The sequence below is a fragment of the Anaerocolumna xylanovorans DSM 12503 genome, assembly GCF_900143645.1.
Classification (GTDB): Bacteria; Bacillota; Clostridia; order Lachnospirales; family Lachnospiraceae; genus Anaerocolumna; species Anaerocolumna xylanovorans.
In genome coordinates this window covers 200,289-218,944 of sequence record NZ_FRFD01000008.1, presented here as the reverse complement: position 1 = coordinate 218,944, position 18,656 = coordinate 200,289, and the positions used below count along the sequence as shown (strand labels likewise).

Genomic DNA, 18,656 nt, shown 5'->3' with positions numbered 1-18,656 from the left:
TCCTAATCTCTTAAAGTGGGGTTGAACACCTGATCGAGACCAGTATTCATTAAATTCAGTGAGAATGATATCAACGCAATAACGAGTATAACCGGGAAATATGCCCACCACGCACCGTTTAAGTGAGCGGAATATGACATAGCCCAATCCATCATAAGCCCCAGTGTTGAAACATCGGCTGTCTTAGGTCCTAACCCTATCATAGAAAGTGACGCTTCCGCCAGGATTGCTGTTGATATTTGTAATATGAAGGCCATTACTACATACGAAGCTATGTAAGGCAGAATATCCTTAATAATAATGCTCGTAAGACTGTGTCCTGAAAGCTTGCTTAAATTTACATGATCTCTGTTACGCAGGGAAATAACCTGTGATCTGACCGACCTGGTCGTCCATACCCAGGAAGTTATTCCGATTACAATGGCTACGGTAGATGCACCTCGCTTATCCTGTCCTATACTGTAGGATATCAGTATCAAAAGCACAAAGGAAGGAATTACTGTAAAAAGGTTTGTGATAAACATTATAAAGTCATCGATAAATCCGCCAAGATATCCGGCCAGTAACCCAAGTGTCAGTCCGATTAAAGTTGCTATGCTTCCGGCTATCAGTCCGATTAGCAGAGAAGTCTTCGTTGCGGATACTAACTTTTTCAATACATCATCACCAAAGTTATCTGTACCCAGAGGAAGAACCTTTACATTGGGAACATCCTTAAGATTTACATAATCTGTATCTGATATCCTTTTGATTTCATCCAGTGTCTGGGTCTCCTGGTTTTGGGCAGAAACTACCAAAGGCTGTTCATTCAGGATATTATCCAGACTTTTATCAAGTCTTTTATAAAAATTACGCTGCGCCATAGTCATCCCCTCCGGTTTAACCGTAGGGTCATATTTTTCATTCCAGAGCTTTATTAAGCTCGTGGTATCTTCCATATCGATATCTTCCGCCGGAACTCCGGCAGCCGTAAGCCACTGCACCATGGATACTTTATCCGTATCACTTAATTTATTGGCAAGGCGCTTTTGATTAGCTTCGGGCAAATCAATCGTTTTTGAATTTGTATTGATGCTGTCATATACAGAGAAATAAACACCCGGCTTTAAAAAGCTTCCCTTGCTTATCATCTGCAAAGGATCTCCCGGGCTAATGATAGGATATATAATTACCATCAATAACATTAATGCAAATATAACAAATCCAACAACAAATTTGGGAGAGTGAAACACCTGTCTAATTGTATTTTTCATCCTGTCCGCCTCCCTTAATCAAATTGTGCCGCTTTTACACGGGGATCAATAAAACCATAAATAATATCAACTATAAAGCTTGCCAGCAATACCATAATCGTAATAATCAGTGTTGTTGCTGATAAAAGCGGATAATCAGAGTTTGATACGGCCTGCAGTATAGTGGAACCAAGGCCCGGATAACTAAAGATTACTTCTGAAACCAAAGCTCCACCTACCATGGTACCGATAGAGAGTGCAAGTCCCGTAATCTGTGGAAGCATCGCATTGCGGAATACATAGCCTACAATTTTCCTGTCCTTTATACCAAGGAAACGGCTGTATTTTACATAATCGGCATTTAATTCATAAATTGACATAGACCTCATACCAATGGCCTGGCCACCGATTGAAATGAGTACAATGGACCAGAAAGGCAACTGATAATGGGTAAAAACAGATCTTACAAATTTCCAGCTAAGCTGGGGAATCAAATCATATCCATATCCGCCGGAAATAGGCGCGACTTTTAAGTTTATTGCAAATACGATCATAAGAATTACTGCAAGTCCAAAAGCAGGAAGACTGCTGAAAAATAATGTAACAGGCATTAAGACCTTATCGAATCCTTTACGGATATAGGCCGCCAATGCCCCTAAAACATTTCCGATAATCCAACCGACAATAATTGCCGGAAATTGCAACGCAAGGGTCCAGGGAAGAGCCGATCCGATAATATTGGATACCTTGCGAGGATACTGGCTAAAGGAAAGTCCAAAATCTCCTTTCGCAGCATTTTTACAATAAGTGAAAAATTGAACATACATAGGCTCGTTGGTACCAAACTGCTCTGCGTAATGGTTATATATTTCCTGTGCCGCAGATGCGTCTGATATACCCTGAGCCGACTTTGCCGTGATGGCTGCAACAGGATCTCCCGGCATCAGTCTTGGAAGAATGAAATTAAGCAGGATAGCAGCAGCGAACGTAATGAGGAACCATACAATCTTTTTGCCGAAATATTTACGATAGCCTTTCATTGATTACCTCCATAATCTATCAGCCATGTTCCGGATTATCCCGAAACATGGCTGACCGTTTGTATTCAGGTACTACTTAACCAGATCAATTTTATAAAGACCGGCAATGCTGTAACCATTTAAAAGTACTAACGGAGGGATATTATTGCCATCTCCATTTTCAGGATAGTTGGTCCATACGGATTCATTTACAGCGTGGAACTGGTCAGGTCTGTACATTAAGGAGAAGGAAGGAACATCTGTTAAATAAATCTTAACAGCTTCTGTATAGTATTCCTTCTGCTTAGCGGGATCTGATTCACCAGGGATTGCCTTAATAATTTCATCCATACGTTTGTTGCTGTAATGTCCCCAGTTACCTGCCCAGTTATTATCAACACCATTGTATTCGGAACTTGTTAACATTCTTAAACGTCCCCAAGGCTGTGTAGGACCTGCTGAATCCGTCCACATCATAAAGATATCGTATTCTGTCTGTTTCTTGGAAGTAACGGTTGACTGGAATACGTCAGCCTGCGGATACTGTGTTGTAATGTCAATACCAATGTTCTTACCTGCTGCTGCTACGATTTCAATAGCTGCCTGCCAGTCAGTCCATCCATCCGGGCAAGCTGCAACAAAGGAAAGTTTCTTTCCGTCTAATTCACGGATTCCGTCACCGTCTTTGTCTACGATACCGGCATCATCGAGTAATTTCTTAGCGCCTTCAACATCACTTCCGGTCCACTGAAGATCTTTTACTGCATCTTTGTCATATTTAGCCTGCTCACCATCGGTAGGATTCATAACGGAACGGGGAACATCCTTAAAGGTAGGTGACTGGCCTGTCATAGCGTTTGCATTGATAGCATCATAGTCAACTGCCATAGCAATTGCTTTTCTGATTGAAACATTCTGAAGCAGAGGGTTATCCATGTTATACCAAGCGGTAGGCATATTTACGCAGATACCGTAAGGTGCATCCTGAAGATATGTAGAAATAGGAAGGCCCTCTTTCTCCCACAGATCCTGAATATTAGGAATAAACTGCTGGTCAACATCGACTTCACCGGCTTTAAATGCTACTTCGGTAGCAGGGTTGTCGGCATAAATAGTATGGCATAAGTACTTAGGTGCCGGAAGTTTTCCCCACATGGAAGCATCCTGGCCCCAGTAGTTATCATCACGAATCAAAACAACTTTCTGGTCATCATTATAGAAGTTGTGGTAAGGACCGGAATATACAACATCTTCGCCGGCATCCTTCTTAATAGCGGCAGGATCATTATTGCAGCGTGCTTCTACCTTCTGAATCCATGCTTTCTGAATAACATAAGTCTGCCCCAGATATGCTACAACCAAAAGGGGATTAACTGCTTTACCATTATCATCAAGTTTTGCTTTGATTAATACTGTGGAAGGATCAACTGCTGTTACGCTTTCAATATAAGGTGCCAGCGCAACACCCTGCCCGTTCTTAACTTTAACGTCAGTGTCAAAGGTATAAGCAACATCATCAGCTGTAACAGCTGTACCGTCACTCCACTTTGCAGCACTTTTAATCTTAACAGTTATTTCTGTTCTGTCAGCATTCCACTGATAGTCGCCATCAGCTAATAATGGTGTCATGGAATCATCCAGCATGTTGTACATATAAAGTGTTTCAAACATAGGAGTACGTGAACCGCCTCCTGCCTGGGTAATTGCAAGAGCATTGTTCATATCATCGGAAAGAGGATTCCAACCGTTAACTGCTCCCCATTGCAGACCGCCGTAATATAATGTTTCATTTCTAGGCAATTCACCCCCCGGTGATACAGCCTCTTCTGTCGGTTCCGCCGTAGGCGTGTCAGTTGCTTCTACTGTAGGTGTTGCTGTATCTTTTGTGCTTGTATCATCTGTTTTATTGGATTTACAAGCCGTCAGCATGCTCAATACCATAACCAATGTAAGGAGCAGTGACAAAAATCTTTTTACATTCTTTTTCATAATGCTTCCCTCCTGTTTTTTTTATCGTAATAACCACTTTGGTTAAAAACGAACTATTTTTCCATATCTTTACTGCTTTGTTTATGTAAAATAACCTTTCTATTTACATATGATAATATATGTTGTAGAATAAAACCATGCCAATTTCTATTTATTTGTATATATTTTATACATGATTTAGCTCTGTTTGGAATCTATTTTTATATATTATTATATGTATAAGCAATATTAAGCATATTTTTATACATTTTATATAAAAAAGATTCCATTGTCGAATTTATATCATTATATATACGCTTATTGCATTGATTGTGCTATTACCGCGCATATACAGTGCATTTATTAATGTAATTTTTATAATTTTGAAAGGGGTATGCTATGGTATCAAAACACGAAATTATTGAATACGGAAACGAGATGCCGCTTAAAATTAGCATTCAGAACATTGAAGATATGCCAAGACACTGGCACAGCAGTATGGAAATTTATCTGATATTAAGCGGAAGCCTTACTATTATGTTTGAAGCAGATACTTTCAAACTGTCCGAGGACGATATTATTCTGATAAACAGTAATCAGTTCCATGAAGTAAAGAGCAATAATACAGTTGCCGCCGTATTACAGATAAAACAAAGCTTCTTTCAGAAATGGGTGGATGACAATACTTACTTTGAATGTAATTCCGTACTTTATAATGACAGGAGTAAATACCTGAAATTAAAAAAGCTCATCGCAAAGTTTGTACATGCAAGCTATAATGTAACAGAGCATAAAGACCTGCTTGTTATACCTCTGGCCTATAATATCCTATATGAACTGATATATAATTTCCGAAGTTTTAAAGCAGACACTCCCGAAAAAAATTTCAAGAATCTAAAACGCCTTAAAGGTATCATCCAATATCTGAACGAAAATTACACAGAAAACCTTACTCTTGAAACGATTGCTAAAAGAGAATACCTTTCTGCCTCCTATCTGTCTCATTTTTTTGAAAAAAATATGGGGGTGAGTTTGTTTAATTACCTGACCGGTATCAGACTCCGCCACGCTGTTTCCGATTTGCTGCACACGGATCTGACGATAGAGCAAATTGCTGCAAATAACGGTTTTTCCAACAGCCGTTACTTTGTAAGCACTTTTAAAAAGGAATATGGCCTCCTGCCAAAACAATATAAAAAAGAGCAAAAAGAAGCTGCCGGTTCCGAAAATGGCTCAAAATCCCTGCAGTCTTCCATGCTGTTTTTAAAGCAACAGGATTTTTTAAATAAGTTGGGAGAATATCTGGATAAAGAGTCTCAAAAGGAATTTCCGGAAGCTAAATATCCGACCAGGTTGATTGTACAGAGTATTAATACTACTATGAAGAAGCAGTTCCTTCATCATTCTTTTAAGACCTTCACCAGCGTGGGAAGAGCGAAAGAACTTCTATATAAAAATGTCAGAGAGAATCTTAAGGAACTGCAAAGGGAAGTCGGCTTTCGGTATATAAAATTCCATGGTATTTTAGATGACAGTATGATGCTTTATAATGAAGACAAAGACGGAATCCCTTATCTTGTTTTTACTTACGTAGATGAAGCACTTGACTTTATCTTATCCGTTGGCTTAAAGCCTTTGATCCAGTTTTCCTTTATGCCAAGGCTTCTGGCGGAAGACCCGGAAAAAACCCTGTTCTTTAACCCTGTTATTTTAAGTAAACCAAAGGACTATAAGAAATGGGTATATCTTATAACGGAATTTACCAAGCATCTTTTGAAGCGTTATGGAGCCCAGGAAGTCAGAACCTGGATGTTCTCCTTTTGGAATGTACCTTTTTTATCCTATATATTTTCATTCGAAAGCAATGAAATCACCTATGAACTTTACCGGATAACCAGAAATTGCGTAAAGGAATGTGATCCCTTACTATCCTTTGGGAATCCTTCCTATGGTTCTCTGGATTTTTGCAGCTCTGAATTTTATGATTTCCTGGATTACTGCAAGCAGCATGACTGTTATCCCGACTTTTATAATATACACTGCTATCCTGTTAAAACCTCTTCTATCGGCACCTTTGTCATACTCGGAAGGAATAACAAGAAGGACAGCGAAAAAGATACTATCATACTATCTGATGATCCTGACTATATGGCTCATAGCATAGAAGATTTTAAGAACCGCATTTTATCATACCCGAAACTTCCTATATATATTACGGAATGGGCTTCAACTTCCTCCCACTGCGACTGGCTTAACGACACCTGTTACCGCGCCGCATACATCGTAAAGAATATCCTGGAGAATTACGATGCGGTCGAGAGCTTTGGAAATTGGTGTCTTACCGATATCTTAGAGGAGCTCCCTATGGACAATGAAGAATTTCACGGAGAACTTGGTTTGTTCACCTGTCACGGTATTAAGAAGCCCGCATACTATGCATTTACCTTCTTAAACAAGCTGATGGATATTCTGGTAGATAGGGGAGAGGGGTATTTCGTAACAACAAATGGCAAGGGAGATTACGTCATCCTTCTTTATAACTACCATCATGTTTCACCTCTTTATGCACAGGGAGTGTTATTTAACGTAACCTTTACAGAGCGTTATAATGCTTTTGTTAATCCCTCATCACTGGATATACACCTGACCTTAACTCATGTAGAAAATGCAGATTATGTTATCACTCATCACCAGGTAAACAGAGAAAGCGGAAGTGCCTTTGATGAATGGGTGCGCATGGGTGCGATTCCTCTTACCACCGAGGAGGAAATTTCCACTTTGAAAGGCCGTTCCATGCCCAAAATTTCCAAAGAGCTGGTAACAGTAACAAACAATACAATGGCACAGTTTGCCCTTCTGCATCCCCATGAGATACGCCTGATATCTATTAAAAAGATGGAATACACCCCTTCCTGTTACCGTCCATAGAAAGATAGCCCGGGGCGTTGACATTTCATATGAGGTATTATAGAATACTTAGGTGATTTGAGACTATATAACAGAATAAAGAGGTAATTATGATTGAAATAGAAAGCAAATACAAAGCTTTGCTTGATAATGTGAAAACTACTGTATATGAAGGTCTTTTAAAGCTTGGCCTTACAAAGGGGGAAAGCTTTGGCATCTATTATGAACTGGACCTTCTTAATTACTTATTAGGAACTGATTTTGAGAGCAATAAGGATATGGAACACGAATTAGGCACATTTCAGGCTTTTGCAAAAGACAGTCATATACCGCTCTTAATAAGTCATGAAGGAAGCCGTTTCCGCTTTCTTGTTGCCCCTGATGGGGTAGCATATATCAATGAATACTGCTCTTCCTCTGATTTTTTAAAGGAACTGATTTCCCTTGCCGGCAGCCATACTTTTACCTTAGAGCAGGTGCTTGCTGCTTTTAAGAATTCAGGTCAGGAATATACCTTAAGAGAGGTCGAAGACGCAGAGTTTGAGTATGTTATTTCTTTTCAGGACAAGGATTTTGATCCTTACCTTTACTGCTTTCATTTTTGGCAGGGACACGGTCATTACCACCGCCTGTTAGAATACAGCTACAAAAAGCTGTTTGAGGAAATCTAACACAGGCTCACCTTGTACAGACTGCTATAAGTAAGCTTTCCGTCAATTCTCAAAGAATTCATAAGGTGAATGGTATTAACCGGAATACGCATACCTGGCACAGCGGCAGAAAGCTCTTCTACTACGGCAGTCTTATTTAAAACCACTCCTCTTCCTACCGTAAGGTGCGCCTTCAATTGCTGCTCTTCTATGTTAAAGTCCTTTCTCCTTAAGCTTTCAGTAATTTTTTCATGCAGGCAGATTAATTCGGGGGATTCCTTCAGTCCTACCCACAGGATATCCCCTCCCCTGCTTTTAAAACGTCCAAGCTTTTCTGTCTCTATGGCAAAGGGTGTTATTCTGCTCTTTATTACCCCGTCCTTAAGTGCTTCTTCTGCTTCCTTCCTTCTTCTCGTCTCTCCTATAAAAGCCAATGTTAAATGAAGGTTCTCCTTATGGGTAAAATTCCCCTTTACAGAATTCTCCCTGACAGTCATTCCATAATTATAAAGCTTTTCTTTCTCTTCTTCTCCAAAATCAATTGCAACAAAAAGACGGTAGAACTTTTCCATATCAAAATCACCTTTATCCTTTCTGGCTTGCTGCCCCCATACATACTGTAAGCCTGCTTGCGTTACCGCCCAAATAAGCGGTGAACATTTATCATCTATATCTCATCCACCGTAAGTACATCATCCAGGCTTCCAAGCAGCAGTAAAATCTTCTCATGATCATGTTTTTCCTGTTGCTTTATCATAATAAACAATCCTACCGTATCCTCGCTGTTTCTTGTCTTACTGATTTCCACATCGGATATGTCCATGTTATTATTGCGTATTGTTTCAAATACTTTGCTTATGGCATTTACTGTTGTTACCTGCACATATACTTCTATAAGCTTTGTCCTTGACATGGTATACGTATCAAAGCGGTGCAATACGGTATTGCAGATATAGATAAATACACAGGCTATGATGGCCCCTTCGTAAAAGCCGATTCCAAGAGCAAGGCCCATGCAGGCGGAAGCCCATAGTCCCGCTGCTGTTGTCAGTCCTTTTACCTGCTGCTTTACGGTTATTAGTATAGTTCCTGCCCCCAGAAAGCCGATTCCGCTGATTACCTGTGCTCCAAGCCTTGAAGGATCTGTCGTGTAATGCTTGACTTCCAGCATATACTGACTGGTTATCATTACAAGCGCGGCTCCAATGCAGACAAGAATATGGGTTCTAAGCCCCGCAGGTCTTCTTTTTCTTCCCCTCTCATATCCGATTACTCCTCCGAAAAGTATTGCAAGCGTCAGCCTGGTAATAATGGAAAGAGTATTTATCTCCTGTAATGTTACTGATAATTCACCCATAAAATAACCATGCCCTTTCCTGTACCTGCAAACTTTGGGCCGCAGGCACAAAATTGCGTTTAAAAAATGCAATGCATTTTTCAAACAACTTACCTTCCTTAAAAAAATAGGGCTGTTGAATTACAACAGCCCCTATCCTGTTCCTTTATGATGACTAAACCTCTACTGTCCAGCCCAAAATATCCTTTTCTTTTCCCAGCTGGATTCCTGTGATGGTATCATAGAGCTTCTGGCTATACTCGCCGATTCCTCCATCCCTCACCTGCATAATAGTGTCTTCCCATCTTAACTGGCCTACCGGAGATATTACAGCAGCAGTACCGCTTCCAAATACCTCTTCTAAGGTGCCGTCTTCATAGGCTTTTTTGATCTCTGCTATATCTATTTTTCTTTCTTCCACCGGAAGGCCCCATTCTTTGCATAAGCAGATTACAGAATCCCTCGTAACGCCGGGAAGAATGCTTCCATTAAGGACAGGCGTTACAATCTTGCCGTCTATTTTAAAGAAAATATTCATAGCTCCGACTTCTTCAATATATTTTCTGTTAACGCCGTCCAGCCAAAGTACCTGGGAGTATCCCTCCTCATGGGCCTTCACCTGTGATTTCAGGGAAGCAACATAATTAGCACCTGTCTTTGCTTCTCCAATTCCGCCTTTAACGGCTCTTACATATTCATCTTCAATCCAAATCTTTACAGGGTCTAACCCTTCCGGATAGTAAGCACCAACAGGGCTAAGTATAATGATAAATTTATAGGTATCGGAAGGCCTTACTCCTAAAAAGGGATCTGTTGCAATAATGAAAGGTCTGATATAAAGAGAAGTTCCGGGCTTTGTTGGAATCCAGGCTTCATCCGTCTTAACCACTTCTTTAATTGCCTGCAGGAAATCCTCTTCCGGAATTTCAGGTATACAGATTCTTCTATTGGTGTTATTGGCTCTTTCGATATTCTTGTTAGGACGGAACAATAACACTCTTCCATCCTCTGTTTTATATGCCTTTAAACCTTCAAACATTTCCTGTCCATAGTGAAATACCATAGCAGAAGGATCTAAACTGATAGGTTGGTAAGGTATAATTCGCGCATCATGCCATCCTTTGACGGTCTCATAATCCATCACAAACATATGATCCGTAAATATGGTTCCGAATTTTAAAGGATCATTTTTTGCCGGCAGTTCCTTTGGTGTTGCAGTTTTTTCATATCTGATATTTAACATGATACGTACCTCTTTCCTTTTCAAAAATTTGTATAGCAATAATATTAGCCTTTCAGAAAGGGTTTTTCAAGTCTTTTTGAGAAATTTTTAACTTTCATTACAACTTTTGACATCAGCCTGTAAATTTGCTTCCTGATTAAAGAAAAATACCCCTACGCCGCCAATACCCAAATGGCTTCCTAGAACTCCGCCTATTTTATTAACAATAAACTGTGTACAGCCGAGTCTTTCCTTTATCATTAAGACCAATTCCCTTGCCGCTTCTTCATCATCTGCGTGGCTGATACCGATTATCTGATTTTTAAGCTTACCTGCTCTTTCCTCCAGCATATCAACCACTGCCGCAAAAGCTTTTTTTCTCCCTCTTGTCTTTCTGATAACTTCCATTCGTCCGTCATTGACATCAAGGATTGGGTTAATCCCAAGGATACTTCCTATCATTCCCTGGGCTTTGCCGATTCTGCCTCCCTTTATAAGCCAGTTCAAATCAGAAATCGTAAAAATATGCTCTATATGATGTGTCAGCTCTTTCATATAATCCAATGCTTTTTTAAATTCCAGTACACTGCTTTTAATGTATTCCATGGTCTGCATCACTATTAACCCGGTAGCAGTGGAGCCGCCCATAGAATCCACAACCTCCATGTTAACCTCCGGATATTCTTCTTTCAGCTCTGAAAGGATGGAAGATGCTAACTGAAAAGTCCCGGACATCGCAGAAGAAAATGCAAGATAGATAAAATCCTGACCCTTTTTGGCATAGTTTAAAAAAGTACTATATATGGTTTCGGGTGCCGGTTGGGAGGTCACTGGCATATTTCCTTTTTTCATAGCCTCATAAACCTCATCTACATTGATTGTCTCACCGTCTAAATATTCCTTATCCTCTAAAAGTACCTTAAGTGGCAGCACCAAAATATCATTTTCTTTGATATATTCTTCCGGCAGGTCGCAGGTGCTGTCTACAATCAATTTTAACATAACAATCAGACTTCTTTCTACAATTTAATATCACATGGTTATTATTACCACGTCATATAAATTATATCACTTTTAAAGTAGATTGCAATACGCTGTTGTTTTATAAAATAGCCTATTTTTTAGCTTTCACATATTTATAAAAGGCATATTCGATATCATAGTAGGTTCTTTCTTCGGATTCTTCCGCTATCTTCCATTCTTTCTTTTCATCCAGATTCGGAAAATAGGTATCTGCATGGTAAGCATAGTCTATTTTGGTAACATGGGCAACATCACAGTAGTCAATCATTTGCCTGTAAATGCTTTCTCCGCCGACTACATAGACAGCTTCTGACTTGTAATCCTTCACAGCTTCTAATGCTTCCTCGATGCTATGCACTACAACCGCATCGTTTATCTCAATATCTTTTGAGGTTATTACGACATTTAACCGGTTTTTTAAAGGCTTTCCTCCTTGAAATGTTTCCATAGTCTTTCTTCCCATAATAACGGCTTTTCCTATGGTTTCGTCACGAAAAAAACGCATATCCTCCGGGATGCTGATTAACATTTTATTCTGATAGCCTATTGCCCAGTTTCTGTCTACCGCAACAATTAAATTCATACTAACCTCTTTCCTGAATATCCAATCTTAAATTTTCCATTCCATACTGTGCAATTAAAAACAGCCCGGTAATATCAATTATTAGCTCCATGCCTATCTTTTCTAATAATTAACACACCAGGCTTATCTTATACTCTTTACTGTATTACAAGCTCATCTGTAAATCTCTTAATATTAGAGGCATTGATGTATTTATTTACCTTACCCTCCTCTAATACCACCAGGGTAGGTGCCTGCATAATTCCATATTTTCTTGCAAGCTCTGCATTTTCCTCTGCATCCACTATTCTGTATGGATAATCTCCCAGGTATTCTTTTGCTATCTTACAATTCGGGCAGGTTTTGGTGGTAAAGAGCAGGGCCTTTTGTTCTGATGAGGCTGCTACTTCTTCTCTTGTCAGCTCACTGTTTCTGACAACTGCACGAATACCCGGAATTTTACTGGATTTTTTCATTTCATATACTCTACGGTTCTTATATTCCTGTGCCTTTCCTTCATTCCAGTTCTGAACAGGTCTGTAATAGCCTGTAATACGGGAATAGACCTCTGCATTCTGTCCGCAATGCGGGCAGGTATACTGCTCTCCGCTTAAGTAACCGTGATCCTTGCAGATAGAATAGGTAGGAGAAAGTGTATAATAGGGCAGCTTATAATTCTCTGCAATAGTTTTAACCAACTTTGCTGCTGCCTGCCAGTCAGGGAGTTTCTCTCCTAAAAATGCATGGAATACGGTACCGGAGGTGTAAAGGGTCTGAAGCTCATCCTGAATATCCAGTGCCTCAAAGACATCCTCCGTGTAACCTACAGGAAGGTGGGAGCTGTTGGTGTAATAAGGGGTATCCCCTTCTTTTCCTGCTGCCTTAATACCCGGATAATGCTTCCTGTCATGCTTCGCCAGACGGTAACTGGTGGATTCTGCAGGAGTTGCCTCCAGATTAAAGAGATTGCCGTACTCCTCCTGGTAATCTGATAAACGGTCTCTCATATGATTTAATACTTTTATACTGAATTCCTGCGTTTCCCTGTCGGTCATATCCTTGCCAAGCCACTTGGCATTAAGTCCCACTTCATTCATTCCCAGCAGTCCGATGGTGGAGAAATGATTGTCGAAGGTACCAAGATATCTCCTGGTATAAGGGTAAAGTCCTTCATTTAACAGCTTGGTAATTACCTGACGTTTTACATGCAGGGAACGGGCAGATATATCCATCATTCTGTCAAGGCGTACAAAGAAATCTTCCTCTGTATCTGCCAGGTAAGCAATGCGGGGCATATTAATGGTAACAACACCAATGGAACCGGTACTTTCACCGGAGCCAAAGAAACCGCCGGTCTTCTTTCTAAGTTCTCTAAGGTCAAGACGGAGCCTGCAGCACATGGAACGTACATCACTGGGTTCCATATCACTGTTAATATAGTTTGAGAAATAGGGAGTACCGTATTTTGCTGTCATTTCAAATAAAAGACGGTTGTTCTCCGTATCGGACCAATCAAAATCACTGGTGATGGAATAGGTAGGGATAGGATACTGGAATCCTCTTCCGTTGGCATCACCTTCAATCATAATCTCGATAAATGCTTTGTTTACCATGTCCATTTCCTTCTTACAGTCCTTGTAGAAGAAGTCCATTTCCTTTCCGCCTACGATGCAGGGAAGCTCTGCTAAGTCAGCAGGTACCGTCCAGTCTAAGGTAATGTTGGAAAAGGGTGCCTGGGTACCCCAGCGGCTGGGAGTATTTACACCGTATATAAAGGATTGGATGCATTGCTTTACTTCTCTGTAGGAAAGGTCATCTATCTTAACAAAAGGGGCAAGGTAAGTGTCAAAGGAGGAAAAGGCCTGCGCACCTGCCCATTCATTCTGCATAATACCTAAAAAGTTTACCATCTGATTGCAAAGGGTGGAGAGATGGCTTGCGGGAGAGGAAGTAATCTTTCCGGGGATTCCTCCTAAGCCTTCCTTTATCAGCTGTTTCAGAGACCAGCCTGCACAGTAGCCTGTTAACATGGACAAGTCGTGAAGATGGATATCTGCATTTCTGTGAGCTGCTGCAATCTCCTCATCATAAATCTCAGACAACCAGTAATTTGCCGTTACAGAACCGGAATTATGTAATATCAGACCGCCTACGGAATAGGTCACGGTAGAATTCTCCTTTACACGCCAGTCCTCTTCCTTTACATAGCTGTTGACAATTTCCTTATAATCCAGGATAGTGGATTTCATATTACGGATCTTTTCACGGTTCTTGCGGTATAGAATATATGCCTTGGCTACATCCGTATAGCCTGTCTGTTCCAGCACATGCTCTACACTGTCCTGAACATCCTCCACCGTAATCTTTTCATTCTTCACTTTTTGCTGAAAATCCGCTGTTACCCTTAGTGTCAGCAGATTTATGACATCCCCCGTATAGAACTTCTCTGTTGCCTTAAATGCTTTCTCAATTGCCGCAGAGATTTTAGAAAGATTAAAATCTGCAATTTCACCATCTCGTTTTACTACCTGAATCATGACAATCCCCCTTTAATTTTGACAAGCCGCCAATATAGACTACAACGTGATACCATAGTAACAGTTCCTGGCCCCTTTGCCCGGCTGTCAACACAGTATCACGTAGTCTGATTCTTAATAAGCTGACTTTTTAAATTGTTTTATTATCTATCTAGCCACTAACCGCTTATTAAAATAATAGCAAAATTTTCATTTCTAGTCAATAAAAAAATACTATATATATTATTTAATTATAACAACTAAACTATATATAGTATTTTTATATAGTGCCTATTGCCTATTTATTTTTATGATATCAGACACCTTTTTCAATTGGATTTTTATTTTATAATTTCTTATTCAATTGCCTCTGTTACCGGAATTTCTTATACTGTTTTAGCTGTTTAAACAATTAAATCAAAGCTGCTTATATCATCCCGCAGATATCTTTTGGCACGTAAGCCTTTATAAAAATGCCATCCTCTCTGTAGTCTTCGCAAAGAAGCTGCCCATATTTGCGGATTAACTGTATCCGCCCGGCATCCTGATAAGAAAATACCCTCTCTATCAATACCTTTCGTTCCCGAAGAAGTTCTTCTAATATATTTAAAAGCTCTTCTAATCCTTTGTTTTCTTTGGCAGAAATCTTTAAGGTCCGGTCTGCCTTAAAATCCTTTATGATGGTTTGTGTAGGAAGTAAATCCTGTTTATTAAAAAGGGTTATGACCGTTTTATCCTTGATGCCAAGATTTTTTAAAGTCTCGTACACCACATGCATGTGCTTATAGGCAGAAGGGTTGGAACTGTCCACTACGTGAAGTATCATATCCGCATATTTTGCTTCCTCTAAAGTACTGCGGAAAGCTTCTATCAGATGATGGGGAAGCTTTCTTATAAAGCCTACCGTATCCGTTAAGAGTACCTGCTCACCGCCGGGAAGCACAATATTCCTGGTAGTGGGATCCAGGGTTGCAAAGAGTTTGTCCTCCTCTAACACTCCTGCCCCTGTCAAATGGTTTAACAAAGTGGATTTTCCGGCATTGGTATAGCCTACAATTGCAACTACGGGTATTGGGTTCTTGCTCCTTAATTCTCTTGTAGTCTCCCTGACCTGTTTCACTTCAGCGAGCTCTCTGTTAAGCTGCGAAATTCTGTCTCTTATTAACCGCCTGTCTGTCTCCAATTTTTTCTCACCGGGCCCTCTGGTTCCAATACCGCCGCCAAGACGTGAAAGGGAATTTCTCATTCCCACAAGACGGGTGGAACGGTATTTTAATTGTGCCAGTTCCACCTGAATCTTACCTTCCCTGGTTACTGCATGCTGGGCAAAGATATCAAGTATTAGCATGGTACGGTCCATTACCTTCATCTTAAGGGCATCCTCTAAGTTCTTAAGCTGTGCCGGCGAAAGCTCATCATCACAGACCACACCGGTAGCCCCAAGGCTTTCTGCCAGTTCCCTCACTTCTTCTATCTTGCCCTTTCCAATATAGGTTCCGGGATGGATACTCTCCCTGTTTTGTATAATCATATCCAGGGTAACGGCACCCGCTGTTTTGGCAAGCTCTTTTAGCTCCTCTAAGGAATCCTCGGTATCGTCTCCCGGACCGGTCTCCACACTGACTAATATCAGGCGTTCTTCCTGTTCCTTTATTTCATACAATTCACCCATGTTTTATTAGTTCTCCTTAATTCCCGGCCTTAGGGATAGTCACCGCATCAGCTGCTCTGGTGCTTAAGAATGTTTCCTCTTTCTTTGCTGCCTCATCCTCCGGGTATTCCTTTATATATTCTTTTACCAGCTTATAGGCTTCTTCATATCTGGTCAGATGTTCATAAACAATTATCTGGCTTCGCTTTAAATCCTGGTTGACGTCCACATCATTTATCTTGATACCGTCTTCAATAAGTCCAAGTGCCTCCTCATAATTATTACGCTTTATCAGACACTCTGCCGCCCGGTAGCAGGCATTTGCATTATCTCTGCCTTCCTCGGATTCCAGATACTTACTGTAATTTTCGGCTGCATTTTCATAATCTTTTTTCTTTTCATAAATAAGCCCCAAATAATAATAGCTTTCTGTAAACCCATTCCCAAAAGCTTCTCCAAACATTTGCAGGGCTGTTTCATAATCTCCCTTATAGTATGTCACCTTTGCCACATTAAATTTATCTTTTTCCGTGGTACCATTAATGGCAGCTGCTTTACTTAGTACTTCCTTAGCTCCCTCTTCATCCTTCATATTAAGCATCAGAAAATACTTCTCAAAGTAAAAATCATAATTACGCGGCTCAAGCTTGATGGCTTTATCGTAATCTGAAAGGCTTTTCTTATATTCTCCCATCTTACAGTAAATATCTCCTCTGGTTTTATAAGCCTCTGCGCTTCCCTTGTCTGCTTCAATTATTTTAGTATACGTAGCTGCCGCTTCTTTATACTGTCCTGATTTTGCCTGTGCCATGCCTTTATAGGATAAAATATCCTGATCAATATCCTTTTGTTCTTTGATGGCAAGGGCTTTATCGAATTTTTCAATGGCTGTTTTATAGTCATGCAGTCTGTAATAAGCAATTCCTTCGCCCCGGTAAGCCTGCTTATTATTCTTTCGCACAATAGCATTATCCTTATCCAAAAGGCTGCGTTCGAAATAGGCAATTGCATCATCGTATTTTTTCTGCTGTATCAGATTCATGGCATAGCTGATATAATAATCTGCCCGTTCTCCATTTTCTTCTATTGCCTTTTTTAAGCTTTTATCTGCCTTTTCATAATTGCCGCTGTTAAAATACTCCATTCCTTCCCTGTAATAGTCTCCGGCAGACTTTGCTCCGCACCCGGTAAGTAAGAGTGAAGCCGTCAAAACTATAATTCCACGTGCCAACCATCTGGTATTTATCTTATTATGCATTTTTCAACCTAATCCCTTTCGTGGATATCAACCTTCCATTCCATAACCTATTCAAATTATCCAAAAAGTACCCTGATTTGTCAAGTAAATAACAGACAATAAAAATAATAAAGAGCTGTCTGAAATATGCCAAATACTCCTGGCTACTTCAGACAGCTCTTTTATCAGCTTAACTATTAATCAAAATATACTGTCTTTCCTGTTCTTCCTGCTTCATAAATAGCTTCCAATACCTGTGTTACAACAAGAGCCTGCTCCGGTTTTACTACCAGTTCTTCACCCTTTGTGATGGCATTATAGAAAACCTTCTGCTCAATATCAGAGTCCTTTTCGGATTTTCCGTCAAAGAAAGCAACTCCGCCGGAAGCTAAATCCGGTTTCTCCACGCATTGCTTATTGTACTGCACTCTGTTGATTCTTAAGCCATCTTTCATATCAGCGCCGGCTTTTGTTCCGCAAAGGCTTACCTTGGCTTCATCCACATCCAGGGTATTTAATGCCCAGGAAGCTTCCAGGTGGATGGTGGCACCATTTTTCATCTTAACAAAACCAAAAGCAGAATCTTCAACGGTAAATACGGAAGGATCCCATTCGCCAAAGGCATTGCCCTGTTCCTTCTGGTCTGCTAACTTACGGTATACGGAACCGGTTACGGATTCCACCTCATAATTATTCATCATCCAGAGAGTTAAATCCAGTGCATGGGTTCCGATATCAATTAAAGGTCCTCCGCCCTGTTCTTCTTCGTTTAAGAAAACACCCCAGGTAGGTACTGCTCTTCTTCTGACTGCATGAGCCCTTGCATAGTAGATTTCGCCCAAATCATCGTTTGTGCAGGCTCTCTTAAGATAAGTAGAATCTGCACGGTATCTGTTCTGATAGCCAATGGTAAGGATCTTTCCGGTCTTTTTTGCCGTTTCGACCATTTTTTTTGCATCGGTGTAAGTCTTTGCCATGGGCTTTTCACACATTACATGCTTATCTGCTTCCATTGCATCGATAGAAATAGAAGCATGGGATTTGTTTGGTGTTAATACATATACTGCTGTAATATCCTTTTCTGCAAGTAGTTCCTTATAATCTGTAAATACCTTGGAACTTTCCGTACCATACTCTTTTTTTGCTTTTTCTGCTCTTTCCTTGATTAAATCACAGAAAGCTACAATCTCGAAATTGCCGTTTCTTTTAATGGCGGGCAAATGCTTTCCGTTGGCAATTCCACCGCAGCCTATAATGCCAATCCTTACTTTCTCCATGATAAACCTCTTTCCTTAATATCCAATCTCTAATTGGACATTCCATAATCTATAGT

14 protein-coding genes are annotated in these 18,656 nt (G+C 40.3%); 2 read left to right on the top strand and 12 right to left on the bottom strand.

The genetic code is table 11. The annotated features are described in order from the left end of the window. Positions 1–2: 2 nt before the first annotated feature. The 3 genes from BUF11_RS14575 to BUF11_RS14565 form a co-directional block, all read right to left on the bottom strand. Positions 3–1,253, bottom strand: coding sequence for an ABC transporter permease (locus BUF11_RS14575; RefSeq protein WP_073589574.1), 1,251 nt, complete (start codon positions 1,251–1,253; stop codon positions 3–5). Between the two features lie 14 nt (positions 1,254–1,267). Then, entirely contained in the window at positions 1,268–2,272 is a 1,005-nt protein-coding gene (locus BUF11_RS14570) for an ABC transporter permease (RefSeq protein ID WP_073589573.1), read from the bottom strand. A gap of 72 nt (positions 2,273–2,344) precedes the next feature. After that, entirely contained in the window at positions 2,345–4,240 is a 1,896-nt protein-coding gene (locus tag BUF11_RS14565; RefSeq protein WP_073589572.1) for an ABC transporter substrate-binding protein, read from the bottom strand. A 378-nt stretch (positions 4,241–4,618) separates the two neighbouring features. Between BUF11_RS14565 and BUF11_RS14560 the strand changes: the two genes are divergently transcribed. Next, positions 4,619–7,147 (top strand): GH39 family glycosyl hydrolase, encoded by a 2,529-nt coding sequence (locus BUF11_RS14560; protein ID WP_073589571.1) that lies wholly within the window; start codon positions 4,619–4,621, stop codon positions 7,145–7,147. Between the two features lie 89 nt (positions 7,148–7,236). After that, positions 7,237–7,797, top strand: coding sequence for a DUF3877 family protein (locus tag BUF11_RS14555; RefSeq protein ID WP_073589570.1), 561 nt, complete (start codon positions 7,237–7,239; stop codon positions 7,795–7,797). Here BUF11_RS14555 and thpR read toward each other — a convergent pair. The 9 genes from thpR to BUF11_RS14510 form a co-directional block, all read right to left on the bottom strand. Continuing rightward, on the bottom strand, positions 7,794–8,348 hold the full coding sequence (gene thpR / locus BUF11_RS14550) for an RNA 2',3'-cyclic phosphodiesterase (RefSeq protein WP_073589569.1): 555 nt from the start codon (positions 8,346–8,348) through the stop codon (positions 7,794–7,796). The genes BUF11_RS14555 and thpR overlap by 4 nt on opposite strands. A gap of 95 nt (positions 8,349–8,443) precedes the next feature. Next, positions 8,444–9,133: an MgtC/SapB family protein gene (locus tag BUF11_RS14545; protein WP_073589679.1), complete on the bottom strand. Its 690-nt coding sequence runs from the start codon at positions 9,131–9,133 to the stop codon at positions 8,444–8,446. 154 nt (positions 9,134–9,287) lie between these two features. Next, complete coding sequence (locus BUF11_RS14540; protein ID WP_073589568.1) at positions 9,288–10,355, bottom strand: branched-chain amino acid aminotransferase; 1,068 nt, start codon at positions 10,353–10,355, stop codon at positions 9,288–9,290. Between the two features lie 87 nt (positions 10,356–10,442). Then, positions 10,443–11,336 (bottom strand): DegV family protein, encoded by an 894-nt coding sequence (locus BUF11_RS14535; protein ID WP_073589567.1) that lies wholly within the window; start codon positions 11,334–11,336, stop codon positions 10,443–10,445. A gap of 112 nt (positions 11,337–11,448) precedes the next feature. Next, on the bottom strand, positions 11,449–11,940 hold the full coding sequence (locus BUF11_RS14530; protein WP_073589566.1) for a dihydrofolate reductase: 492 nt from the start codon (positions 11,938–11,940) through the stop codon (positions 11,449–11,451). A gap of 137 nt (positions 11,941–12,077) precedes the next feature. Further along, positions 12,078–14,456: a ribonucleoside triphosphate reductase gene (locus BUF11_RS14525; RefSeq protein WP_073589565.1), complete on the bottom strand. Its 2,379-nt coding sequence runs from the start codon at positions 14,454–14,456 to the stop codon at positions 12,078–12,080. 406 nt (positions 14,457–14,862) lie between these two features. Further along, positions 14,863–16,107, bottom strand: coding sequence for a GTPase HflX (gene hflX / locus BUF11_RS14520; RefSeq protein WP_073589564.1), 1,245 nt, complete (start codon positions 16,105–16,107; stop codon positions 14,863–14,865). A 16-nt stretch (positions 16,108–16,123) separates the two neighbouring features. Beyond that, positions 16,124–17,344 carry a tetratricopeptide repeat protein gene (locus tag BUF11_RS14515; RefSeq protein WP_073589563.1) on the bottom strand — a complete coding sequence of 407 codons (1,221 nt, stop codon included), beginning with the start codon at positions 17,342–17,344 and terminating at the stop codon, positions 16,124–16,126. 176 nt (positions 17,345–17,520) lie between these two features. Next, entirely contained in the window at positions 17,521–18,600 is a 1,080-nt protein-coding gene (locus tag BUF11_RS14510) for a Gfo/Idh/MocA family protein (protein WP_175562072.1), read from the bottom strand. Positions 18,601–18,656: the final 56 nt, after the last annotated feature.

Bases quoted from the DNA above. Each gene is read 5' to 3' on its own strand.
- BUF11_RS14575 (WP_073589574.1), bottom strand. From the start codon at position 1,253: ATGAAAAATACAATTAGACAGGTGTTTCACTCTCCCAAATTTGTTGTT.
- BUF11_RS14570 (WP_073589573.1), bottom strand. From the start codon at position 2,272: ATGAAAGGCTATCGTAAATATTTCGGCAAAAAGATTGTATGGTTCCTC.
- BUF11_RS14565 (WP_073589572.1), bottom strand. From the start codon at position 4,240: ATGAAAAAGAATGTAAAAAGATTTTTGTCACTGCTCCTTACATTGGTT.
- BUF11_RS14560 (WP_073589571.1), top strand. From the start codon at position 4,619: ATGGTATCAAAACACGAAATTATTGAATACGGAAACGAGATGCCGCTT.
- BUF11_RS14555 (WP_073589570.1), top strand. From the start codon at position 7,237: ATGATTGAAATAGAAAGCAAATACAAAGCTTTGCTTGATAATGTGAAA.
- thpR (WP_073589569.1), bottom strand. From the start codon at position 8,348: ATGGAAAAGTTCTACCGTCTTTTTGTTGCAATTGATTTTGGAGAAGAA.
- BUF11_RS14545 (WP_073589679.1), bottom strand. From the start codon at position 9,133: ATGGGTGAATTATCAGTAACATTACAGGAGATAAATACTCTTTCCATT.
- BUF11_RS14540 (WP_073589568.1), bottom strand. From the start codon at position 10,355: ATGTTAAATATCAGATATGAAAAAACTGCAACACCAAAGGAACTGCCG.
- BUF11_RS14535 (WP_073589567.1), bottom strand. From the start codon at position 11,336: ATGTTAAAATTGATTGTAGACAGCACCTGCGACCTGCCGGAAGAATAT.
- BUF11_RS14530 (WP_073589566.1), bottom strand. From the start codon at position 11,940: ATGAATTTAATTGTTGCGGTAGACAGAAACTGGGCAATAGGCTATCAG.
- BUF11_RS14525 (WP_073589565.1), bottom strand. From the start codon at position 14,456: ATGATTCAGGTAGTAAAACGAGATGGTGAAATTGCAGATTTTAATCTT.
- hflX (WP_073589564.1), bottom strand. From the start codon at position 16,107: ATGGGTGAATTGTATGAAATAAAGGAACAGGAAGAACGCCTGATATTA.
- BUF11_RS14515 (WP_073589563.1), bottom strand. From the start codon at position 17,344: ATGCATAATAAGATAAATACCAGATGGTTGGCACGTGGAATTATAGTT.
- BUF11_RS14510 (WP_175562072.1), bottom strand. From the start codon at position 18,600: ATGGAGAAAGTAAGGATTGGCATTATAGGCTGCGGTGGAATTGCCAAC.